The sequence below is a fragment of the Streptomyces sp. NBC_00210 genome (assembly GCF_045160975.1).
Classification (GTDB): domain Bacteria; phylum Actinomycetota; class Actinomycetes; order Streptomycetales; family Streptomycetaceae; genus Streptomyces.
On record NZ_CP108120.1, the window covers coordinates 2,814,192 to 2,832,614 of the forward strand.

An 18,423-nucleotide genomic window follows, 5' to 3' on the forward strand; every position below is an offset into this window, starting at 1 on the left:
CCTGTGCCCCTACGTACGCCGTTGTCCGGCTTGCCTTGCTTTCACAAGGGGTACGGCGCCTTCCCCAAGGGGTACGGCCGGACCGCGGACAGCGTTCGGACGAGGCGCCCGTACGAGAAGTCCGTACGAGAAGTCGCCACGGGCCGGCGGGGGCGGCTCAGGCGAGACCGAGGCGCTCCGCCGCCGCCGCCGCGTCCACCGGCACGGTGACCGGCTGGGGCGCTCCGGCGACCGCCCAGTCCGGGTCCTTCAGACCGTTGCCGGTGACCGTGCAGACGATCCGCTGGCCCGGGTCGACCTTGCCCTGCTCGGCGGCCTTCAGCAGACCCGCGACGGACGCGGCCGAGGCGGGCTCCACAAAGACGCCCTCCTGCGAGGCCAACAGCCGGTAGGCGCGCAGGATCTCACGGTCCGTCACCTCGTCGATGAAGCCGCCCGACTCCTCGCGCGCGGCGAGCGCCTGCTTCCACGAGGCCGGGTTGCCGATGCGGATCGCGGTGGCGATGGTGGAGGGGTCCTTGACCACCTCGCCGCGGACGATCGGAGCCGATCCCGAGGCCTGGAAGCCCCACATTCGCGGAGTGTGCGTGGACACCTTGTCCGCGGCGTACTCCTTGTACCCCTTCCAGTACGCCGTGATGTTGCCGGCGTTGCCGACGGGCAGCACATGGACGTCGGGGGCATCGCCGAGCGCGTCGACGATTTCGAACGAGGCGGTCTTCTGACCCTCGATGCGGTACGGATTGACCGAATTGACCAGCGCCACCGGGTAGTTCTCCGACAGGCTGCGGGCCAGGTTCAGGCAGTCGTCGAAGTTCCCGTCGACCTGCAGGATGCGCGAGCCGTAGACCAGGGCCTGCCCCATCTTGCCCAGCGCGATCTTGCCCTGCGGCACCAGGACCGCGCAGACCATTCCGGCCCGTACGGCATAGGCGGCGGCGGAGGCGGACGTATTGCCCGTGGAGGCGCAGATGACCGCCTGCGCGCCCTCCTCCTTGGCCTTGGTGATGGCCATGGTCATGCCCCGGTCCTTGAAGGACCCGGTGGGGTTGGCGCCCTCGACCTTGAGGTGCACCTCGCAGCCCGTGCGCTCGGAGAGAACCTGCGCGGGCACGAGCGGCGTGCCCCCCTCACGGAGTGTGACGACCGGGGTCGTGTCCGTGACCGGCAGCCGGTCCCGGTACTCCTCGATGATTCCGCGCCACTGGTGAGTCATTGCTGGTTACTCTCCTTCAACCCGCATGATGCTGGCGACACCGCGCACGGTGTCGAGCTTGCGCAGCGCCTCGACGGTCCCGGAGAGGGCGGCGTCGGGCGCGCGATGGGTGACGACGACGAGAGATGCCTCGCCATCCTTGCCCTGCTGGCGCACCGTGTCGATCGATACGCCGTGCTCGGCGAAGACCGTCGCGACCTGGGCGAGCACGCCAGGCTTGTCGGCCACGTCGAGGCTGATGTGGTACCGCGTCACCACGTCGCCCATGGGGCTCACGGGCAGCTGGGTGTACGCGGACTCGCCGGGGCCCGTGGCCTCGGCAAGCTTGTTGCGGCAGACGGCGACGAGGTCACCGAGGACCGCGGACGCGGTGGGCGCGCCACCGGCGCCCGGACCGTAGAACATCAGCTGCCCGGCGGCATCCGCCTCGACGAAGACGGCGTTGTACGCCTCGCGGACGGAGGCGAGCGGGTGGCTGAGCGGGATCATCGCGGGGTGCACGCGGGCGGTGACGGACTGACCGTCGGCCGCGCGCTCGCAGATCGCGAGCAGCTTGACGGTGCAGCCCATGCGCTTGGCGGAGGCGATGTCGGCGGCGGTGACCTCGGTGAGGCCCTCGCGGTAGACGTCGTCGAGTCGTACGCGGGTGTGGAAGGCGATCCCGGCGAGGATGGCGGCCTTGGCGGCGGCGTCGAAGCCCTCGACGTCGGCGGTCGGGTCGGCCTCGGCGTATCCGAGGGCGGTGGCCTCGTCGAGCGCTTCGGAATACCCCGCCCCGGAGGAGTCCATCTTGTCCAGGATGAAGTTCGTCGTGCCGTTGACGATGCCCAGCACCCGGTTGACCTTGTCGCCCGCGAGCGACTCGCGCAGCGGCCTGATCAGCGGAATCGCACCGGCGACGGCGGCCTCGAAGTAGAGGTCCTTGCCGTGCTCCTCGGCGGCGGCGTACAGCGTCGCGCCGTCCTCGGCGAGCAGCGCCTTGTTGGCGGAGACGACGGAGGCGCCGTGCTCGAACGCGGAGGTGATGAGAGTGCGGGCCGGCTCGATGCCACCGATGACCTCGATGACGACGTCGATGTCGCCACGTTTGACCAGGGCGGTCGCGTCGGTGGTGATGAGCGCGGGGTCGATGCCCTCGCGCACCTTGGACGGCCGGCGGACGGCGACGCCGGCGAGCTCCACCGGGGCGCCGATCCTCGCGGCGAGGTCGTCGGCGTGCGTCGTCATGATGCGCGCCACCTCTGAGCCGACCACTCCACAGCCCAGCAGCGCCACCTTCAGCGGACGCGTACGCATCATCCGACCTCGCTTCTCAATACTTCTACGGTGTGGACCAGTCTCACTCACCGGACGGAAGTTTCTATCCCCCGTCCGGGATGCGAGACATCTATCTCAACTATCCGACGTCAAGACGCAGGAGATCTTCCTCCGTCTCGCGCCGGACGATCACGCGCGCCTCGCCGTCCCTGACCGCGACGACGGGCGGGCGCAGTGCGTGGTTGTAGTTGCTGGCCATGGAGCGGCAGTACGCGCCGGTGGCGGGCACGGCGATCAGATCACCGGGCGCCAGATCGGCGGGCAGAAACGCGTCCTTGACCACGATGTCACCGCTCTCGCAGTGCTTGCCGACGACGCGGGCGAGCATCGGCGCGGCGGTGGACGTCCTGGACACCAACGCGACGCTGTACTCGGCGTCGTAGAGAGCGGTGCGGATGTTGTCGGACATGCCGCCGTCGACACTGACGTACGTACGCAGGCCCTCGAGCGGCTTGATGGTGCCGACCTCGTACAGGGTGAAGGCGGTGGGGCCGACGATCGCGCGGCCCGGCTCGACGGAGATCCGTGGCGTCCGCAGCTTGGCGGCCTCACACTCACGGGTGACGATCTCGTTCAGTGCCTTGGCGATGTCGTGCGGCTCGCGCGGGTCGTCGTCGGAGGTGTACGCGATGCCGAGCCCGCCGCCGAGGTCGATCTCGGGCAGCTCGATCCCGTGCTCGTCCCGGATCTCGGCGAGAAGGCGGACCACGCGATGGGCGGCCACCTCGAAGCCCGAGGTGTCGAAGATCTGCGAGCCGATGTGGGAGTGGATGCCGATGAGCTCGATGCCGTCGAGCTTGAGGGCGCGCCGTACGGCTTCGGCGGCCTGGCCGCCCGCGAGCGGGATGCCGAACTTCTGGTCCTCGTGCGCGGTCGCGATGAATTCATGGGTGTGCGCTTCCACGCCCACCGTCACACGGATCTGCACCCGCTGGCGCTTGCCGAGGCGCTGGGCGGTGTGGGCGACGCGGACGATCTCCTCGAAGGAGTCGAGGACGATGCGCCCGACGCCGGCGCTCACGGCTCGTTCGATCTCTTGCGCGGACTTGTTGTTGCCGTGGAAGGCGATGCGCTCGGCGGGCATGCCGGCGTCGAGAGCCGTGGTGAGCTCGCCTCCGGAGCAGACGTCGAGGTTGAGCCCTTCTTCGTAGAGCCACTTCACCACTGCCCGGGAGAGGAAGGCCTTCCCGGCGTAGAAGACATCCGCGTCCTTGCCGAAGGCGTCGGCCCAGGCACGGCAGCGGGCGCGGAAGTCGGCCTCGTCGAGGAAGTAGGCGGGGGTGCCGAACTCCTCGGCCAGCCTGGTCACTTCGATCCCGCCGACGGTCGCGACGCCGTCGCCGTTGCGGGAGACGGTCTTCGCCCAGACCTTCTCGTCGAGGACGTTGAGGTCGGTGGGAGGGGCGGTGTAGTGCCCCTCGGGAAGGACGTCTGCGTGACGGGGCCCGGCGGGATGTGCGGAACGGCTCATTTCTCGGTCTCTCTCACGTCTCACAAATATTCGGGTGCACTGATGCCGAGCAGGGACAGGCCACCGGCGAGCACCGTCCCGGCGGCTTCGGCGAGCGCGAGGCGGGATGGGTGGGCGGCCATGGGTTTCTCGTCTTTCCGGTCTTTCCCGTCGTTCCCGTCTGTCTCGTCGTCCTCGTCGCCCAAGGGCAGCACGGTGTGCTGGAAGGCGAGCAGAGCGTCGGCGGTGGCTTCCAGATGCCGGGCGAGCCGGTCGGGCGCGCGCAGGCGGGCGGCGGAGGCGAGGACGGCGGGATAGTCGCCGATGGCGGCGGTGAGGGCGGGGGCGTCGACGTACGTATCGGCGGCGCGTGAGAACCCGAGCTCCTTGGCGCCGCGCGCGAGGGCGCGGGTGCGGGAGTAGGCGTACCGCACCTTGAACAACGGATTGCTCTCCTGCTGCACCAGGAGCTCGTCGCCGGTCCTCGGGCGGTCGTGCGACGCGGCGGACAGGAGCCCCCATCGGGCGGCATCGACCCCGAGCCGCCGCACAAGGGTGGCTGCGTCGTCATCGGCGGGCACGGGCGTCACGTCGGCGGGCAGCTGACGCCGCCCTTCCTGAGCCTCGATGCGTACGCGCAGCTCGACCCAGGCCGGATCGGCCTTCCCCTCGCAACTGGTACGGACGAGGACACCCTGCGAGCCCAGAATCCGCCGCAGGGCATCGGCAACGACGGCCGCCCGCACCTCGGCGCGATAACTGGGCTGGGCAATCTCCCCGGTCAGCTCGACCCACCCGTAGTCACGCCCCTGCTCCAGCACGCTGCGTACGAGAGCCTGCTGCGCACCCTCGCCCAGGGTGATGTTGAGGAACCCGGGCCCGGTGATCTCGATCGAGGCGATCCCGGGGGCCTCGGCCATACGGTCCCGCAGCACTTCGGCGACGGCACGGGGCTGCTGCCCGGCGGGCCCGGCCAGCCGGAGCGCGACATTGGTCGCGTAGTCCCCGCTCCCCCCGGGCCGCGGCCGCTCGACACTGACGCTCTCGGGCACGGGCGCGTCCAGCACACCGTCCTCCACCGCACGGCACACGGCGTGCAGCACGGTACGGGAGAGCTCAGCGGGGGTCACGGGACAAGCGTATGGGAGGGAGGGGGGCCCTTCGCTAACCGGTTTCGCCATCCGGTCAGCCGCGCGCGCTCCCCGCCCGCCCGGCACCATGCCTGCCGTCGACAGACGGCGGACCCTCCCGGTGCATCAACTGCCGTACGAGACGGACGAGCTCGGCAGGCTCGAAGGGCTTCGAGAGAAACGCGTCCACACCGGCGATGAGGCCGCTCTCCACCTCGTACTGCGTACAGGCACTGATGATCGCGATCGGCAGATGACTGGTCCGCGGATCATCCCGCAGCAGCGCGGCGGTGCGCAGCCCGTCGAGCCGGGGCATGACGACATCAAGGGTGACGACATCGGGACAGACCTGATGGACGACTTCCAGACACTCGGCACCATCAGCCGCGGTCACGACCTCGAAGCCCTCCAGCTCGAGATTGACCCTGATCAGCTGCCGGATGACCCTGTTGTCGTCGACAACGAGCACCCGACCGGACGCGCCTGACACAACTCGAGAGTAGGTCGGAGGGCAGGGCTGCGTCCGGGTTTTGCCCACTTCCACCCCGTGCGGGCGACCTTTCGGACTCCGGGAGCGCGGCTCGAGGGCCCGAAATACCTGTTCACGGGGACCGCATGGGAGCTGGTAGGGTTCTACCCGTCGCCGCGAAGAGCGGCGGAACGCCCCCGTAGCTCAGGGGATAGAGCAACGGCCTCCGGAGCCGTGTGCGCAGGTTCGAATCCTGCCGGGGGCACTTCATCCGGACCAGCGTGATCAACCCGCTGACCTGCGGAAGTGCCAGACTTCAAGAGCCGGACCCAGTCCCACTGGGTCCGGCTCTTTGTCGTTGCTGAGCGCTGATCGCGATAGACCTGCGATAGAAAGGGACGCTGGCCGATCCGATCCTTGGCCACGAGCGGCTCGGAAGCGCCGTTGCCGACCCGGGCGATGCTCACGGCCCGGTCCAGCCCTCGCTCCCGGAGCCCGCGCCGCAGTGCGGCGTGGGCTGCCCCATTACGGGCCCTGGCCCAGAAGGGTGTCCTCCTGATCCTGTAGAGCCTGGAGAACTGCCCTTCCGCGTGCCCACTCGAGGACGCCAGGGAGGTCGACCACGGGCCCGGGTCCTCGTCGTCCGTTCGTGTCAGGCGGGATTCGCGTATCTCAACCGGTCGCCGGGTAGACGGTCAGGTCCTGGTCCAAGCCGCCGTACTCGTTCACAGCGCGCAGGAATCCCTCGTCGTAGGTACCGCGGTCCTTGCCGGTGGAGGCATCGAGTATGACGTAGCCGTTCCCGGCGACGTGGCCGTAGACGGCTCCGTGCCAAGCGGTGAGAAACGTGGGAACCTTGCGCGCCGGGTCATCGTCGGACATCCTCCACAACACCTTGTGCGTGCGGGCGTCCAGGGCGGCGAGGGAGCCCTCGCCCTCGCACACGACCACCGAGCGCTGGTCATACACGCAGTCGAGGCCAAGGATCGCGGCGGTGGAGTCTTTCGTCATGCCGGGCGGAAGCTTGCCCGTGCCGGTGTCGAGCAGCTCAAAGTCACTGGGGTTCTCCTTGAACTCCACACTGACTTCGGAGGAGAACAAGCCGGCGCCCACGCGCTCGATTTTCAGCCCGTACAGGTTGCGGGAATCCTTCCAGCGCACGGCTCCGTCGGAGGCGGACCGGCCCACGATGCTGATGCCTCCGTCATCGGCGAACCACCTTTCGGAGTCGATCTGCGCGGCGTCGGGAAGCTGGGCACCGACGACGGTCCCGCTTTCGAGCGCCGCGGCCCCGAAGTCGTCCTGCCGCCACTTGACCTGATGGTCATTCAGGTCGACGCCGTAGGTGATGGCGCTCCTGGTCTCGCCGTTCCCGTCCTCCGGGGTGGTCCGGACGGAGACGACGGCCGTCCCGCTCTCTGCGCCGACGACGGTCGGGGTGGAGTCGTCGCCGAAGGACTTTCCCGCTGGGACCGGCAGTTCGGCCGTCCATGAGACCTTGCCGGTGTCTGCGTCCACCGCCCGCAGATGCGCGGATGACTCATCGGCGGTCGTACCCGAGCCCGGGGTGTAATCCTGATAGGCGAACAGTGCGAATGTCCGTCCACCCTGCTGCACCAAAACCGGCGGCGCGTCGTCCTTCAGTCGGAAGCGCTCTTCCACACCAGTGGACATGCCATCGGGGCCTGAGACGGTCCACAGCTTGCTTCCGGTCCTGGTGTTGTACGCCTCAAGGCCGTCATCATTGAGGAGATACGCGACGGTGCCGCGCAGCGCGACCTCTGCGTTGGCGTTCTCGTCGGCGGACAGCTTCACTCCCTTGCCGAACTTGCGCGGAGGGTCGTACGCCTTCGCGCTGGGGTCAGGGCCCTGGCCGCCCCCTTCCGGCGAGCCGCTGGAACAACCCGCGAGCAAGGTCATGGTGGCGGCCGCGGCAAGCACCAGACTCGCGGCCGGGCGATGCGCAACGCGCACTGGAGTCCCCCGTTTCACTGCCATCGCTTCAACATCATCAACTCCGCGGCATCCTAGACCGTGTCTTACATGGCGGTCGCTCGTTATTCATCAGACGGGGACGTGGAGTTGGAACGTTCCGGACGGCTTGTGCCAAGCCGTTGATTCCGGAGGAGCGTGTGCAGCCGTAGGGCGGGGAAAACGGAACACGCCTGATGAGACCTTCCCTACGTGCTGGTGAGCGGGTGTGCCTGGGGGCTCTACCGCCGCGGGGCCTCTGGCTGATGCTCACCGGGTTCCCGAGACCGTGAGCCTCCTCATGTTGAGGGATGATGAAGGACGAGGACGGCCTTCACGATGTCGGTGATCCGGTTGGTGCTGCAGCGGAGCTTCCGCAGTAGGCGCCAGCCCTTCAGAACGGCCATGGCCTGCTCGCCGACGCACCGGATCTTGGCGTGGGTGGTGTTGTGTCGTCGCTTCCAGCGTTTGAGCCGGCGGGCCCCGGAAGGCGACTCGGATGTGCTGGCCGGCGCCTTGGTACGCCTTGTCCGCCCAGCACTTCAGTCCCGCGACGGCGATCGCGTCAACGATCCCGTGGCTCGCGAGCAGGGCCTGGCGCCCGGCGGGCAGTCGACGCCACCGCGTACCGATCTCCCGTTGCCGAACTGCGAGTTGCTCGGCCAGGTGCCGCAGGTGCTGCTGGACAGATCGATCGAGGACGGGTAGACAGGCACGCGAAGCTCCTGGCGGACACGGGTGATCTTGATCGAGAACCCGTCTACCAGAAGCTTCGTCATTACGTATAGCCCTTGCCCCCCCAACAACCCAGCATCGCGGTCAGGTTGGAAAGGGCTCCTTGTGTCCCAGCTGTCCGGCTGTCCGGATAAACCCATGACCCGCGGAAACTTGCCGGACAGCTCGAAGCGCAGCTGTCCGGGTCTCCGGTCCGTCTTACTGATCGTTTCGGAATGAGGGCACCGCGTCATCCGAGGGCACGCGTCCCGTGTCGCGCGCCCGCCGTGCCCGTTGTGCTGGCTGTGCTGGCTGTGCTGGCTGTGCTGGCTGTGCTGGCTGTGAAAATCGACGGCGGTTGTCCGGGCGTGATGGTAGACATCCAGCGTGGCAAAGACACTTGAGTTCCGCGTTCTGCTGCGGCTGATCGACGAAAGGTCGGTCGCGTTCCGGGCCGCGGTCGCCTCCGCACCCAGCCTCGACGTGCAGGTGCCGACCTGCCCCGAGTGGACGCTGTTCGATCTAGGCACTGTTTCTCGGATCTCGGGACGTGAGCGGGGGGTTGGGGTCAGGCTCGGGGTATGGGCCGTGGGGATCTGACAAATGCGGAATGGGATCGGCTGGCTTCGTGCTTACCTCGTGGTGGTACTCGTGGGGGCCGGTGGAGCGATCACCGTCGGGTGATCAACGGGGTCCTCTACCGGGTGCGGACGGGTGTTCAGTGGCGGGATCTTCCGGAACGGTTCGGGCCGTGGGAGACGGTCTATAAGCGGCATCGCCGCTGGTCCGCGGATGGAACGTGGGAGATGCTGCTGTCGAAGGTCCAGGCCGCCGAGGACGCCGCGGGCCGGATCGACTGGGACGTCTCGGTGGACTCAACAGCGGTGCGGGCCCACCAGCACGCCGCCGGCGCAAGGAAGGCTCGGCCGGCCGCGGTTGTTCAAAGGGGGCCGTCCGGGGGACGAACCAGGCCGATCCGGTGCTTCGGAAGCTGGCCGCCCGATTGGCGGAGGTGGTCAGATCGGCGAATGCCTGGGACGCTCCCGCGGAGGCTTCACGACCAAAATCCACCTCGCCGCGGAGGGACGATGCCGACCCCTCGCCCTCGTCCTGACACCCGGACACTACGGCGACGGCCCTCAGCTCGAGCGCGTGCTGGAGCAGGTATCCGTGCCTCGCACCGGAGTCGGGCGGCCCCGCACTCGCCCCGACCATGTCCTGGCGGACAAGGCCTACACGTCCCGAATTAACCGTCGTTACCTGCGACGACGTGGAATCCGGCACACCATCCCCGAACGTCTCGACCAGCAAGAACACCGCCGCAACCGCGGTTCCCGAGGCGGCCGGCCCACCGGTTTCGACAGCGAGCGCTACAAGAAGCGCAACACCGTCGAACGCGCCATCAACCGGTTGAAGGGCTTCCGAGCCGTCGCCACCCGCTACGAGAAACGCGCCTACATCTACCTCGGCACCGTCACACTCGCAGCACTCCTGATCTGGCTCCGCACATGATCCGAGAAACAGCGCCTAGTGCAACATCTGGGCGGGGTGCACCGCCGCTGGGCCGCCACCGTCGCCGCAGGGCATGCCGATGCTCCCCCGGCCGAGACCGCTTCGGAGGGCGCCCTGGCTGCGCCCCGGGAGCACGAGGCCCTGCTGGCCTGGTCGGTCGAGTCGACGGAGCAGTTGCTGAGCGCACTGCGCGAGGCCGGCCCGGATGCCGGTTGCTGGACGTGGTGGTCGGAGTCGCCGCAGACCTCCGGTGCCGTCGCCCGGCACCAGCTCCAGGAGATCGCGGTGCACACCTACGACGCCCAGATCACCCTGGGTACCCCGCAGCCGCTGCCGGACGAAGCGGCACTCGACGGTGTCGACGAGTTCCTGTCCACTTGCTGCGCATGGACAAGCGCCTGGCCGCACAAGGCCGCTGCCGTCGACTTCCACGCCATAGAGGGCCGCTCCTGGCGCCTCTCCCTCTCCGGCGACGGCGCACGGACCACCCGCCTCCCCACGCCCGGCACAATGTCTGACACCGTTGCCGACGAGGACCCGGACGCGGCCGCCGCCTCCGCCCGGGGCACGGCCAGTGAGCTGGTCCTCACCCTGTACGACCGCATTCCGGTGGACTCCCTGCAACTCCACGGCGACCGACATCTCTTCGACCTGCTCCAAGCCTGGGAGCCGGAGTAGGACGTGACGACGCGCCACCTCGTCCGCCCCGAGGGCATTGTTCCCGCGAACGGCTACAGCCACGCTGTGATGGCCTCGGGGCCGCTGTGGGGACTCGCGACAAAGACGCAGGGCTGAGGCGGGGCCATCGCCCGCCTGACTGAGCGTTTCAGGATGAGACGCGTAGGGCTCCCAGCTTGTTCATTGACCGCGGGCTGTCTCGTGACAGCGGCGGTTGATCGCCCGGTTCAGACCCTCCCCCATGCCCACGGCTGAAATCGACGCATCGGCCGCACTGCCTCAGCGGCGGCGCAGACGCAACGCGGTAAGCACGCCGCCGGCGCCGATCAAAGCGGCGGCCAGGGCCGCGTACCAGGTGGTGTCGGGGGAGCCCGTGGAGGCGAGCGCACCGGTGGTGGTGCGGGGGGTGTTCGCGCCGGTCGTCGCCGTGTCCGTGGGCGAGGCGGACGGAGCCGGGGACGCGGACGCCGAGGTCGTGGGCGACGGCGTGGCGGACGGGGGCGCCGACGGTGTTCCGCCCGGCGTCGTGGTGCCGCGCTCGGGGGCGATGGTGATCGCGCCGTCCGCGCCCAGGAACGGCGTTATGTTGCCCTCGGTCAGCGAGCTCGACGCGTGCAGCTTCAGTTTGAGCGGCTTCTGGATGCCCTTGAAGTCGACGACGCTCACGCGAAGGGTGGTGCGGTGCATGATGAAGTTCTTGCCGATGTCCGACAGTTGCCACTTGTTCTGGCCGTCGATCCGGGTGGCCCTGATGTAGCTGCCGTCGGCCGCGAGCTCCTCGACCACGAGTTGGGGGACGAACTGCGTGTCGTCGGGGCCCTGCTCGACCTCCAGCGTCGTCGCCAGGTCGGAGTCGAACGTCGCCGTGCCCTTGAGCTGGTGGATCAGGGAGACCTGGCCGTACGTGCCGGGCTTGATGGGCGTCTTCGGGTCGGACAGAAGGCGCAGACTGGCCGGACCGGACTCGACCTTCGGGCTGGTCTCGAAGACGAGGGTGTCGTCCTTCTCGCGCTGGGCATGGTCGAGCAGGTCGGCCGCCTCCAGCTTCAGGTTGCCGTTGTTGGAGGGGTACTTCTTGCCGAGGCCGACGGACACCTTCCAGCTCAGCTCGCCCTTGGCGGGCACCGAGAACGGGTCGCCCTTGGGCTTTCCGGCCGGGTAGAAGAGGCCCTGCGCAGAGCCGTCCTGCTGCATGACGTAGTCGTCCGTCGCCGGGGCGTTCACCGGCTCCACGTCGAAGACGATGTGGGAGGACGCCACGGGGCTCGCACCGTCCGAGTCGGCCACCATCCACGGCAGGAAGTCGACCGCCTTGTCCGAGGAGTTCTTCACGGTGAACGTGAACGTCTCGGTAGCCCCGCCACGGCTCAGCGGTCCGGCCGGCGCCGGGGTGCCCAGCTCGATCGTGAGCGGCTTGCCGGAGGCCACCGGCGCGGCATACGCGGTGAGCGGGACGAGGGTGGTGCCGACGGCAGCGGCGACGGTGAGAGCAGCGGCGGAGGCGAAGCGAGCGGACATGGTGGACTCCCCCCAAGGAATCGACTAGGGGCCGGGCTTCCGCTGGATGGGCGGGTGTCGGCCGAACGCAGGAGCAGCGCGGCGAAGTGGCCGCGGCACGGTGAAGCAGATGAGAGGTGGTACGAGACAGCAAAAGGAACGAGGCAGTACGGGGTGGAACTGATCGGGCAGCGCGGAGAGGCTTACCGGATGGTGCGTGAACTCGCCTACCGTCCGGCCCTGTTCGGTTCCGGCTGTGCGGCGATGTGTTCATCCTCACCCACCAAGATCGGCCGGACAATCCCCGTACTGTCACCACTCTGCAACAGCGCCCGTCCGCCAGAACTCACCGTTGACCTGGGCGTTGACCGGGCCGCGCGGGGGACATTCCAGCAAAGACCCACAAGCCGCCGGCCGCGGGCACGCCGATAGCCACCGACGTACGAGACGGCATGCGTGGATCCCAGGGTGGTGGCCGATCCGGAGCAGGCGCGGTCGCGCATCCGGAGGCAGTGCGTCTCGGGGACGCTGAGTCTCAGTTGTACTCGCGCAGCAGACCCTCGATGCGACGGTTGGCGACCTCCTGCCGTCCATCGATGCTCTTGGCGTACCGACTCAGCAGGACCTCAACACTGTTGCCTGCTCGCTCGGCAACTTCCGTCGGGTCGACCTCGCTGCGCACGTCGAAGCCCCTCGACGAGCAGCGGGACACCGACCGAAGATGCACGGCCGACCCCGGCGCTGTCCTTACTCCCCGTGTCGAAGAGCCCACGGGCAGGCTTCGACCGGTTTCCGCCTCCTGTCCGTCCTACGCTTGAACCGGGGCATCGAAGTTCTTGGTCAACGCCCGGGAGTGATGACGATGCTCGACTTGTCATCCAGGTTGTCGGACATCCCCACTGTGCGGGGTCGGGCACCTTGGCCCGATCACGAGTACGTCAAGGGTTGGGGCGTGTTTGCGCTGCCCTTCGACTCCGGTCACGTGCTCGCGCTCCGAGTCTTTCCTGAGAACAGCTTCGGGCCTTACCGCACGCTGTGGCATCGCGATCCGAGCGGCAGCTGGTCGATCCATGTCCACGGGGCACGACTGGACACAGCATGCCCCCGGTACTACGGCGCGGCCTGCGACCGTACGGGATACGCCCGTATCGGGCTCACCTGGACGGGCCCGGCCTCCTTGCAGGTGACGATGGATGCTCCTTCACTGGACTGGACTCTCACCGCCTCCTCGACCCGCCTCCTCGGCTTCCTCAACAGCGTCAGCGTGGCGCTACCGCTCGCCACATGGCGAGCGCGATCTTTGGTCCGGGCTCGGGAGCGAATGGCCCGCGCACTGGGAATGGGGCACCTTCAGATGTCCGGCGTGATGCCGAGCGGTCACACCGGAACCCTCATGCCACAGCAGATGTACTTCATCAATGACTCACGAGCCACGCTCGACGGCGTCGACCTCGGACTCCCCGTCCGGCTGCAGGACAATCCGCGGATCGGTGACGTGGCCCTGCCGGCCCGCGGCGTCCTCGCCATCGGCCAGGCAGTCTGGCAAATCCTGGACCCGACCGAATACGAACGCACCCGTTCCGAGACCGCCCGGCAGGCCGAGGGTTGACTCGTAAATGATCTACGGGTCGGTGCGGCTGTGGTCGCCCGGCAGCGGGGCACCGAGGACCCCGACCCCACGCCCCCTCCCCTCCATGGACGCTGTCCCGCCTCGTCGTGGAACCCATCAGTGAACCGATCGCCCGCCACGCCGCCACCCTCCTCGTCGGCGCAGGGCTGCACGGCCACAAGTGCGCGATCGACGCCATGCTCAGCGCCACCGCTCTCGCCGCCCCGGCCCCGTCACCGTCCTCACCTCGGACCCCGAAGCCGTCACCGCCCTGTGCGGCTCACGCATCACCGTCATCAAGGTCTGATTCCCGGCACCCAGAATCCCTCTCAACTGCGCCCGCGAATCAGGGGTGAAACCTGCCCGAGTAGCCGACAAGCGTAGGAGGGGCCCGGGCGCCCGGGCATCAGGCCATCAGGCCATCAGGCGAAGAACTCGTCGAAGGCGTCGATGTCCGTCGCGCATTCGTCAAAGTCGGTGGCCTTGTCGCCGACGATCCTGAAGACGATGCCTCCGATCATGTCGAGGCTGCGGCCCTGCCGGGTGGCCGTGACGCGGTGGACGGAGACGACGTGCCCCCGGCCGTCGACGAGCAGGTGCTGCAGCTCGCTCTTGAGCGTGCCGTCCGTCAGGGAGAAAAGACGGCCCCAGTAGTCGATGATCGCGTCCTGCCCCTTGAAGTCGCCGGACAGCTGGCTGTTGCCGGGGACGTGCAACGCGGCGTCCTTGGTCATGAGGCCACGGAGTGTGTCCATGTCGCCACGGGAGAAGGCTTCGTAGCCCTTGCGTACGAGTGCGGCGTGCGGATGCTCAGCCATGACTTTCGCCGCCCTTCCTGATAAACGGGGATATGACTGATACCTCCACCCTGTCACCCCCTACCCGCCCCCGCCAGAGCGCTACGGGCACCGTGCCCCGGCTGTCCACGGGTCGCCGAAGATCCAGTCCCACCGGGTCCGGCTCTTCGTCGTTCTCCAGCGCTACCAGCGTGTGAGAGGTGGGTGAACGCAGCTCAGACCGTCAGTCGGCCGATGACAGGAAGCGGTACATGGCTTGCCCATCAGCCTGGGCCTCGGCATCGCCCAGTTCCCGCCAAGCCTCATGGCCAGGGTCGAGCAGCGCCGTCGCCGTGGCCAGCCTCCTGCGATCCCCCTTCGTCAACTCCTGCTTCAAGGTTCGCGGATTGGCCGGCAGCGAGAGCAAGAACGCCAGGTCCCGGTAGTGCTTGTCCTGGGGAGCAGTCGGGATGCTCAGCGCCGCAGCCTTTCCCACGATCGCGCCCAGCAGACTGGGGCGGTGGATGACTCCGGCGCGCTCATCCAGCTGGACCGTCACGCTTTGCGTCCGCTGCACTGCCTGGCGGCCGCCGGGAACCTCAAGGGTTGAGCCCGGAGGCGTGGTCGTAAGGTCGGCCCTCTCCCCGAGGTTGTCCGGAGCAAGCAGGTCGACCACCAGCTCTCCCACGCCGTCATCACGCCTGTATCTGTGTGTCTTGCCCTCGGGTGATACTCCGGCAGATTCGAACCCCAATCCTTGCAGCGCGGCCACGAGCAGCCGGAGGCTCCTCTGGTGGGAAACCACATCTGCCAGCACATCGAGATCGAGACTCGCAGCCGGCGGGGTCCTGTCGTGCTCCAAACCGTGCAGGAGCACCATTTGCCCGCCGATCAGGGTCCACATTCGTGGAACCTTCTCCGACAAGTCCAAAAGCGTGTGCCACAGCCCCACAACCGGCCCTGTCAGCAAGTCGGACTCAATCCGCACCCTCGGTTCAGGCATTACTTGGCATCCCTCCTCAGCGCTGCGGATTCGAGCAACGATTCAAGGATGCCGACGGCCGCAACGCCGGCTCGGTCTTCGTGCGCGTCGAGCAAGTCAGCCGCAACCACGGCGGCCGGGGCATCTTTCCCTTCATCCGCATCCCCAGCAGCCGACACCAGGAACGGCCAGGCGTCAGCCGGCGGCACGCGAACAACGAGGTTGCCGCGCCGAGCGTCCAGGACGAGACCGAATGCAGCCTCCAGTTTTCCGATCCGCTCCGGATGTACGTAGATCTCGGCTCGGCCCGGAGCCACATAGTCAGCGCCCACGCGCGGCGCCGCACTGGCGCCGGCGCGCACCACGTCTGCTTCGTCGAGCAGCGTCGGCAGGAGGCCACGGTGCACGCTGTATCGCCTCACGTCGGCTCTCGATGCGAGAAGTTTTTGGATGCGCGCAGCCGGCACTTCCCCGTGCGCGGCAATGTCCCGTAGCCGTGCCAGAAGGCGGGAGCGCTCAGGGTCTGACAACCCGGGCGGGCGACAGCCGGAGAGTATGGCCAGGGCACCCCAGGCGTTGCGTGCCGACAGAGGCCGACCCGGCTCAGGGGCGAACTTCTTGCGTTCCCGCAGACTGTTGGCGTCAACGAGCCAGCGGCCCCCGACTCTCGAACCCTGCAACTTGCCGGCCTGGAGCAGTTGACGCACACGCGAGTCATGCACGCCCAAGCCCTCGGCGGCCTCCCTCACAGACACAAATTCCACGATCACACCTCCTTGCGTCTTCTCTCGCGAAAGCAAGAGAGAACACGCAACCAGTGTGGTACCTCGAACGGCTTGCGTCAAACCTCTCGAAACCGAGAGGGAACACGCAAGGGATCACCAACTGCGCGACCGCGATGGTTCGGCGGGGTCACCCTGGCCGGGGCGGACGGCATCGGCCCGTTGATCAGGCGAAGCGACAGACATCAAGAACCGGACCCAGTCCCACCAGGTCCGGCTCTCATCTCGCACGCACGCGCAATTCAGGGGGCGGTGCGCTCGGGCCGCTCAGGCGTTGGGGCGCTTGCCGTGGTTGGCCTTCTTCTTCTTGCGGCCGCGTCGCTTATTGCCTCGTTTAGCCATGGTGCGCATCTCCCTAATTCAGGACTTTCCGCGTTTTCGCCATTCTAAAGTCGGCCCGCGAGGTCCGCCTCAGCTGTGCGACACACGTGTCGATCTCGGCGTGCTGTGTCCGGCCACGGAACGCACCCTGGACATATGGCCGTGCATCTGGAGGTGAGCTCATGAAGCTCCGCAAGGTGCCACCCGGGTGGGGGGAGCCTCTCCAGCCGCCACCCGGCTACTTCGGATTCGACGGCGGCGTGCCCGATGAAACGCAGCGGCGTCTCATCCTCGATTGGGCGGTGAATCAGCGGATCGCGAGCGGATGGCGGGTGGAGTCCCGCTCGGAGACGCAGGCCATCCTGGTCCGCGGCGAGCCGGTGAACCATGTGCTGCACGCCATCCTCAGCCTCGTCACCTGTTTTTTGTGGGCCTTCGTGTGGGTCGCTCTCAGCGTGACGAACAAGTTCGAGCGGGCCGCGCTGACAGTAGATGCGCAAGGGCACGTGGTTGCCGTGCATGCTCCGGCGTCCTGCCGTTGATGGAGCCAGAGGATGCGCGCCACGGCCCGGCCACGAAGGCACGCACAGGTGCGGACACGACAGTCCCCGGCGGTTCTTGTCGATGCGAAGCGTCTCAGTCGTCGCTAGACGCTCCTTCACCGACAGAATCTGCCGGGGGCCTGGCCAGAGCCTGGACAAGGGTCACTCGGGCCTTCGGACGTCTCCTCAGGCGGTGCGGCTCTTTCCGGTTGTCCGGTGTATTAATGAGTCTCCTCCATATTTCGCATGAGTCAAGGTTTTTGTTCTAATATCTGCGGATATCTCCCGCGGGATCCCGGTCGTACGCTGGAAGCAACCCTCGTCGCGCTCGCCATGAGCCTGGCGGAAGGTGCCGCCAATGACCGCATCCGCTATTCCACGCGGGCCGGGTGCCACGACCTGGGCACCCGAGACGGTCACGGACGAGCCGTACAACGCCCAGACACCGTGGGCCGCGCTGGCCGAGCCGGTGACACCCGTGGGTGCCTTCTTCGTTCGTGACCACTTCGGTGTTCCGCGGACGACACGAGAGCGGTGGCGGCTGCGGCTCGGGGGTGCCGTGGACGCGCCGTTCGACGTCGGCTACGGCGAGCTGCTCGCGATGGCACGGCGGGAACTCGACGTCGTACTGGAATGCGCGGGCAACGGCCGCAGCCTGATGACACCCCGCCCACCAGGTCTGCAGTGGGAGCAACGGGCCGTCGGTTGCGCACACTTCGCGGGCGTGCCGTTCCGCTCTCTCGCCGAACGGGCCCGGATCGGGCCGGATGCCGTGGAAGTCGTCTTCGCCGGAGCCGACTCCGGCACCGTGCACGGCCGCCGGTTGGCCTTCGAGCGCAGCCTTCCGCTCAGCGTGGCGCTGCACCCGGACACGCTCCTCGTCACGCACATGAACGGTGAGCCGCTCGCGCCCGAGCACGGAGCGCCGGTACGGCTGGTGGTCCCCGGCCGGTATGCGGTCGCCGACGTGAAGTGGCTGATCGGGGCGCGGGCCGTCACAGAGCCGTTCGTCGGTGTCTTTCAGGCCGAGGAGTACGTCTATGTGGCGTCGCGTGGCACCACCGACGGGCCCGTGACGACCGTACGGGTCAAGTCGCTGATCACCACACCCGAGCCGGATTCGGCCGTCCGCCGTGGCACGGAGACTGCCGTACGCGGTCGGGCCTGGTCGGGGGCCGGGGTGCCCGTGCGGCGGGTCGAGGTGTGCGTCGAGTGCGAGGACGAAGAGGGCGTCGAGGACGGGGACTGGCGCGACGCCGTGCTCGAAACGCCGACCGGTCCGTACGCCTGGACGGGTTGGTCGTACCCGTGGACGCCGCGGCGGCCCGGTCAGTACCGGCTGCTGGCCCGCGCGACGGACGAGCACGGCGACACCCAGCCGCCACGGGCGCCCTGGAACGCCCACGGCTACGGCTGCAACCCAGTGGCATCGGTGGAAGTGGTCGTCGTGTGAGGGC

General features: G+C 68.0%; 17 protein-coding genes, 1 tRNA gene and 4 pseudogenes. 9 read left to right on the plus strand and 13 right to left on the minus strand.

What is annotated here, in order from left to right; translation table 11 throughout:
* Window positions 1-157: 157 nt before the first annotated feature.
* From thrC to OG729_RS12595, 5 genes are all read right to left on the minus strand, one after another.
* Complete coding sequence (gene thrC, locus OG729_RS12575) at window positions 158-1,216, minus strand: threonine synthase (protein ID WP_405806043.1); 1,059 nt, start codon at window positions 1,214-1,216, stop codon at window positions 158-160.
* Between the two features lie 6 nt (window positions 1,217-1,222).
* Window positions 1,223-2,512, minus strand: coding sequence for a homoserine dehydrogenase (locus OG729_RS12580; protein WP_405811117.1), 1,290 nt, complete (start codon window positions 2,510-2,512; stop codon window positions 1,223-1,225).
* A gap of 100 nt (window positions 2,513-2,612) precedes the next feature.
* Window positions 2,613-4,004, minus strand: coding sequence for a diaminopimelate decarboxylase (gene lysA, locus OG729_RS12585; RefSeq protein ID WP_405806044.1), 1,392 nt, complete (start codon window positions 4,002-4,004; stop codon window positions 2,613-2,615).
* Between the two features lie 20 nt (window positions 4,005-4,024).
* Window positions 4,025-5,113 carry an ArgS-related anticodon-binding protein NrtL gene (nrtL, locus tag OG729_RS12590; protein WP_405806046.1) on the minus strand — a complete coding sequence of 363 codons (1,089 nt, stop codon included), beginning with the start codon at window positions 5,111-5,113 and terminating at the stop codon, window positions 4,025-4,027.
* 55 nt (window positions 5,114-5,168) lie between these two features.
* On the minus strand, window positions 5,169-5,651 hold the full coding sequence (locus tag OG729_RS12595) for a response regulator (protein ID WP_360872266.1): 483 nt from the start codon (window positions 5,649-5,651) through the stop codon (window positions 5,169-5,171).
* 124 nt (window positions 5,652-5,775) lie between these two features.
* On the opposite strand from OG729_RS12595, the gene OG729_RS12600 reads away from it, so the two are divergent.
* Window positions 5,776-5,847 (plus strand) — tRNA-Arg (locus OG729_RS12600).
* 407 nt (window positions 5,848-6,254) lie between these two features.
* Here the strand turns inward: OG729_RS12600 and OG729_RS12605 are convergent.
* Together OG729_RS12605 and OG729_RS12610 are read right to left on the minus strand one after the other, a co-directional pair.
* A complete protein-coding gene (locus OG729_RS12605; RefSeq protein WP_405806048.1) occupies window positions 6,255-7,556 on the minus strand; it encodes a PQQ-binding-like beta-propeller repeat protein in 1,302 nt (433 codons plus the stop codon).
* 296 nt (window positions 7,557-7,852) lie between these two features.
* Window positions 7,853-8,132: pseudogene (locus tag OG729_RS12610) on the minus strand (transposase family protein); the annotation flags it as partial.
* On the opposite strand from OG729_RS12610, the gene OG729_RS12615 reads away from it, so the two are divergent.
* From OG729_RS12615 to OG729_RS12630, 4 genes and pseudogenes are all read left to right on the plus strand, one after another.
* Window positions 8,130-8,261 carry a hypothetical protein gene (locus tag OG729_RS12615; protein WP_405806050.1) on the plus strand — a complete coding sequence of 44 codons (132 nt, stop codon included), beginning with the start codon at window positions 8,130-8,132 and terminating at the stop codon, window positions 8,259-8,261. The pseudogene OG729_RS12610 and the gene OG729_RS12615 sit on opposite strands and share 3 nt — an antisense overlap.
* Window positions 8,262-8,654: 393 nt before the next feature.
* Window positions 8,655-8,867, plus strand: coding sequence for a hypothetical protein (locus OG729_RS12620; RefSeq protein WP_405811465.1), 213 nt, complete (start codon window positions 8,655-8,657; stop codon window positions 8,865-8,867).
* Window positions 8,849-9,779: pseudogene (locus tag OG729_RS12625) on the plus strand (IS5 family transposase). The gene OG729_RS12620 and the pseudogene OG729_RS12625 overlap by 19 nt, the downstream one beginning before the upstream one ends.
* Window positions 9,780-9,794: 15 nt before the next feature.
* Window positions 9,795-10,457, plus strand: a pseudogene (locus OG729_RS12630) (maleylpyruvate isomerase N-terminal domain-containing protein); the annotation flags it as partial.
* A gap of 279 nt (window positions 10,458-10,736) precedes the next feature.
* On the opposite strand, the gene OG729_RS12635 reads toward OG729_RS12630, so the two are convergent.
* Together OG729_RS12635 and OG729_RS12640 are read right to left on the minus strand one after the other, a co-directional pair.
* A complete protein-coding gene (locus OG729_RS12635; RefSeq protein WP_405806052.1) occupies window positions 10,737-11,975 on the minus strand; it encodes a hypothetical protein in 1,239 nt (412 codons plus the stop codon).
* 514 nt (window positions 11,976-12,489) lie between these two features.
* Window positions 12,490-12,636 carry an integrase gene (locus OG729_RS12640; RefSeq protein ID WP_405811467.1) on the minus strand — a complete coding sequence of 49 codons (147 nt, stop codon included), beginning with the start codon at window positions 12,634-12,636 and terminating at the stop codon, window positions 12,490-12,492.
* Window positions 12,637-12,906: 270 nt separating this feature from the next.
* Between OG729_RS12640 and OG729_RS12645 the strand changes: the two genes are divergently transcribed.
* Window positions 12,907-13,563: a hypothetical protein gene (locus OG729_RS12645; protein WP_405806053.1), complete on the plus strand. Its 657-nt coding sequence runs from the start codon at window positions 12,907-12,909 to the stop codon at window positions 13,561-13,563.
* A gap of 80 nt (window positions 13,564-13,643) precedes the next feature.
* Window positions 13,644-13,870 (plus strand): annotated as a pseudogene (locus OG729_RS12650) (DNA-binding protein); the annotation flags it as partial.
* Window positions 13,871-13,985: 115 nt separating this feature from the next.
* Here OG729_RS12650 and OG729_RS12655 read toward each other — a convergent pair.
* The 4 genes from OG729_RS12655 to OG729_RS12670 all read right to left on the minus strand — a co-directional run bounded on the left by OG729_RS12655 (window position 13,986) and on the right by OG729_RS12670 (window position 16,445).
* Window positions 13,986-14,381, minus strand: a complete 396-nt coding sequence (locus OG729_RS12655; protein ID WP_360872343.1) for a nuclear transport factor 2 family protein — start codon at window positions 14,379-14,381, stop codon at window positions 13,986-13,988.
* A gap of 202 nt (window positions 14,382-14,583) precedes the next feature.
* Window positions 14,584-15,264, minus strand: a complete 681-nt coding sequence (locus OG729_RS12660) for a hypothetical protein (RefSeq protein WP_405806054.1) — start codon at window positions 15,262-15,264, stop codon at window positions 14,584-14,586.
* 77 nt (window positions 15,265-15,341) lie between these two features.
* Window positions 15,342-16,091, minus strand: coding sequence for a helix-turn-helix domain-containing protein (locus tag OG729_RS12665; protein ID WP_405806055.1), 750 nt, complete (start codon window positions 16,089-16,091; stop codon window positions 15,342-15,344).
* A 279-nt stretch (window positions 16,092-16,370) separates the two neighbouring features.
* Window positions 16,371-16,445, minus strand: coding sequence for a 50S ribosomal protein bL37 (locus OG729_RS12670; protein ID WP_099504217.1), 75 nt, complete (start codon window positions 16,443-16,445; stop codon window positions 16,371-16,373).
* A gap of 161 nt (window positions 16,446-16,606) precedes the next feature.
* Here OG729_RS12670 and OG729_RS12675 point away from each other — a divergent pair, with 161 nt between their 5' ends.
* Together OG729_RS12675 and OG729_RS12680 are read left to right on the plus strand one after the other, a co-directional pair.
* Complete coding sequence (locus OG729_RS12675; RefSeq protein ID WP_405806056.1) at window positions 16,607-16,966, plus strand: hypothetical protein; 360 nt, start codon at window positions 16,607-16,609, stop codon at window positions 16,964-16,966.
* 358 nt (window positions 16,967-17,324) lie between these two features.
* Window positions 17,325-18,419 (plus strand): molybdopterin-dependent oxidoreductase, encoded by a 1,095-nt coding sequence (locus OG729_RS12680; RefSeq protein ID WP_405806058.1) that lies wholly within the window; start codon window positions 17,325-17,327, stop codon window positions 18,417-18,419.
* The last annotated feature ends 4 nt before the right edge of the window (window positions 18,420-18,423 follow it).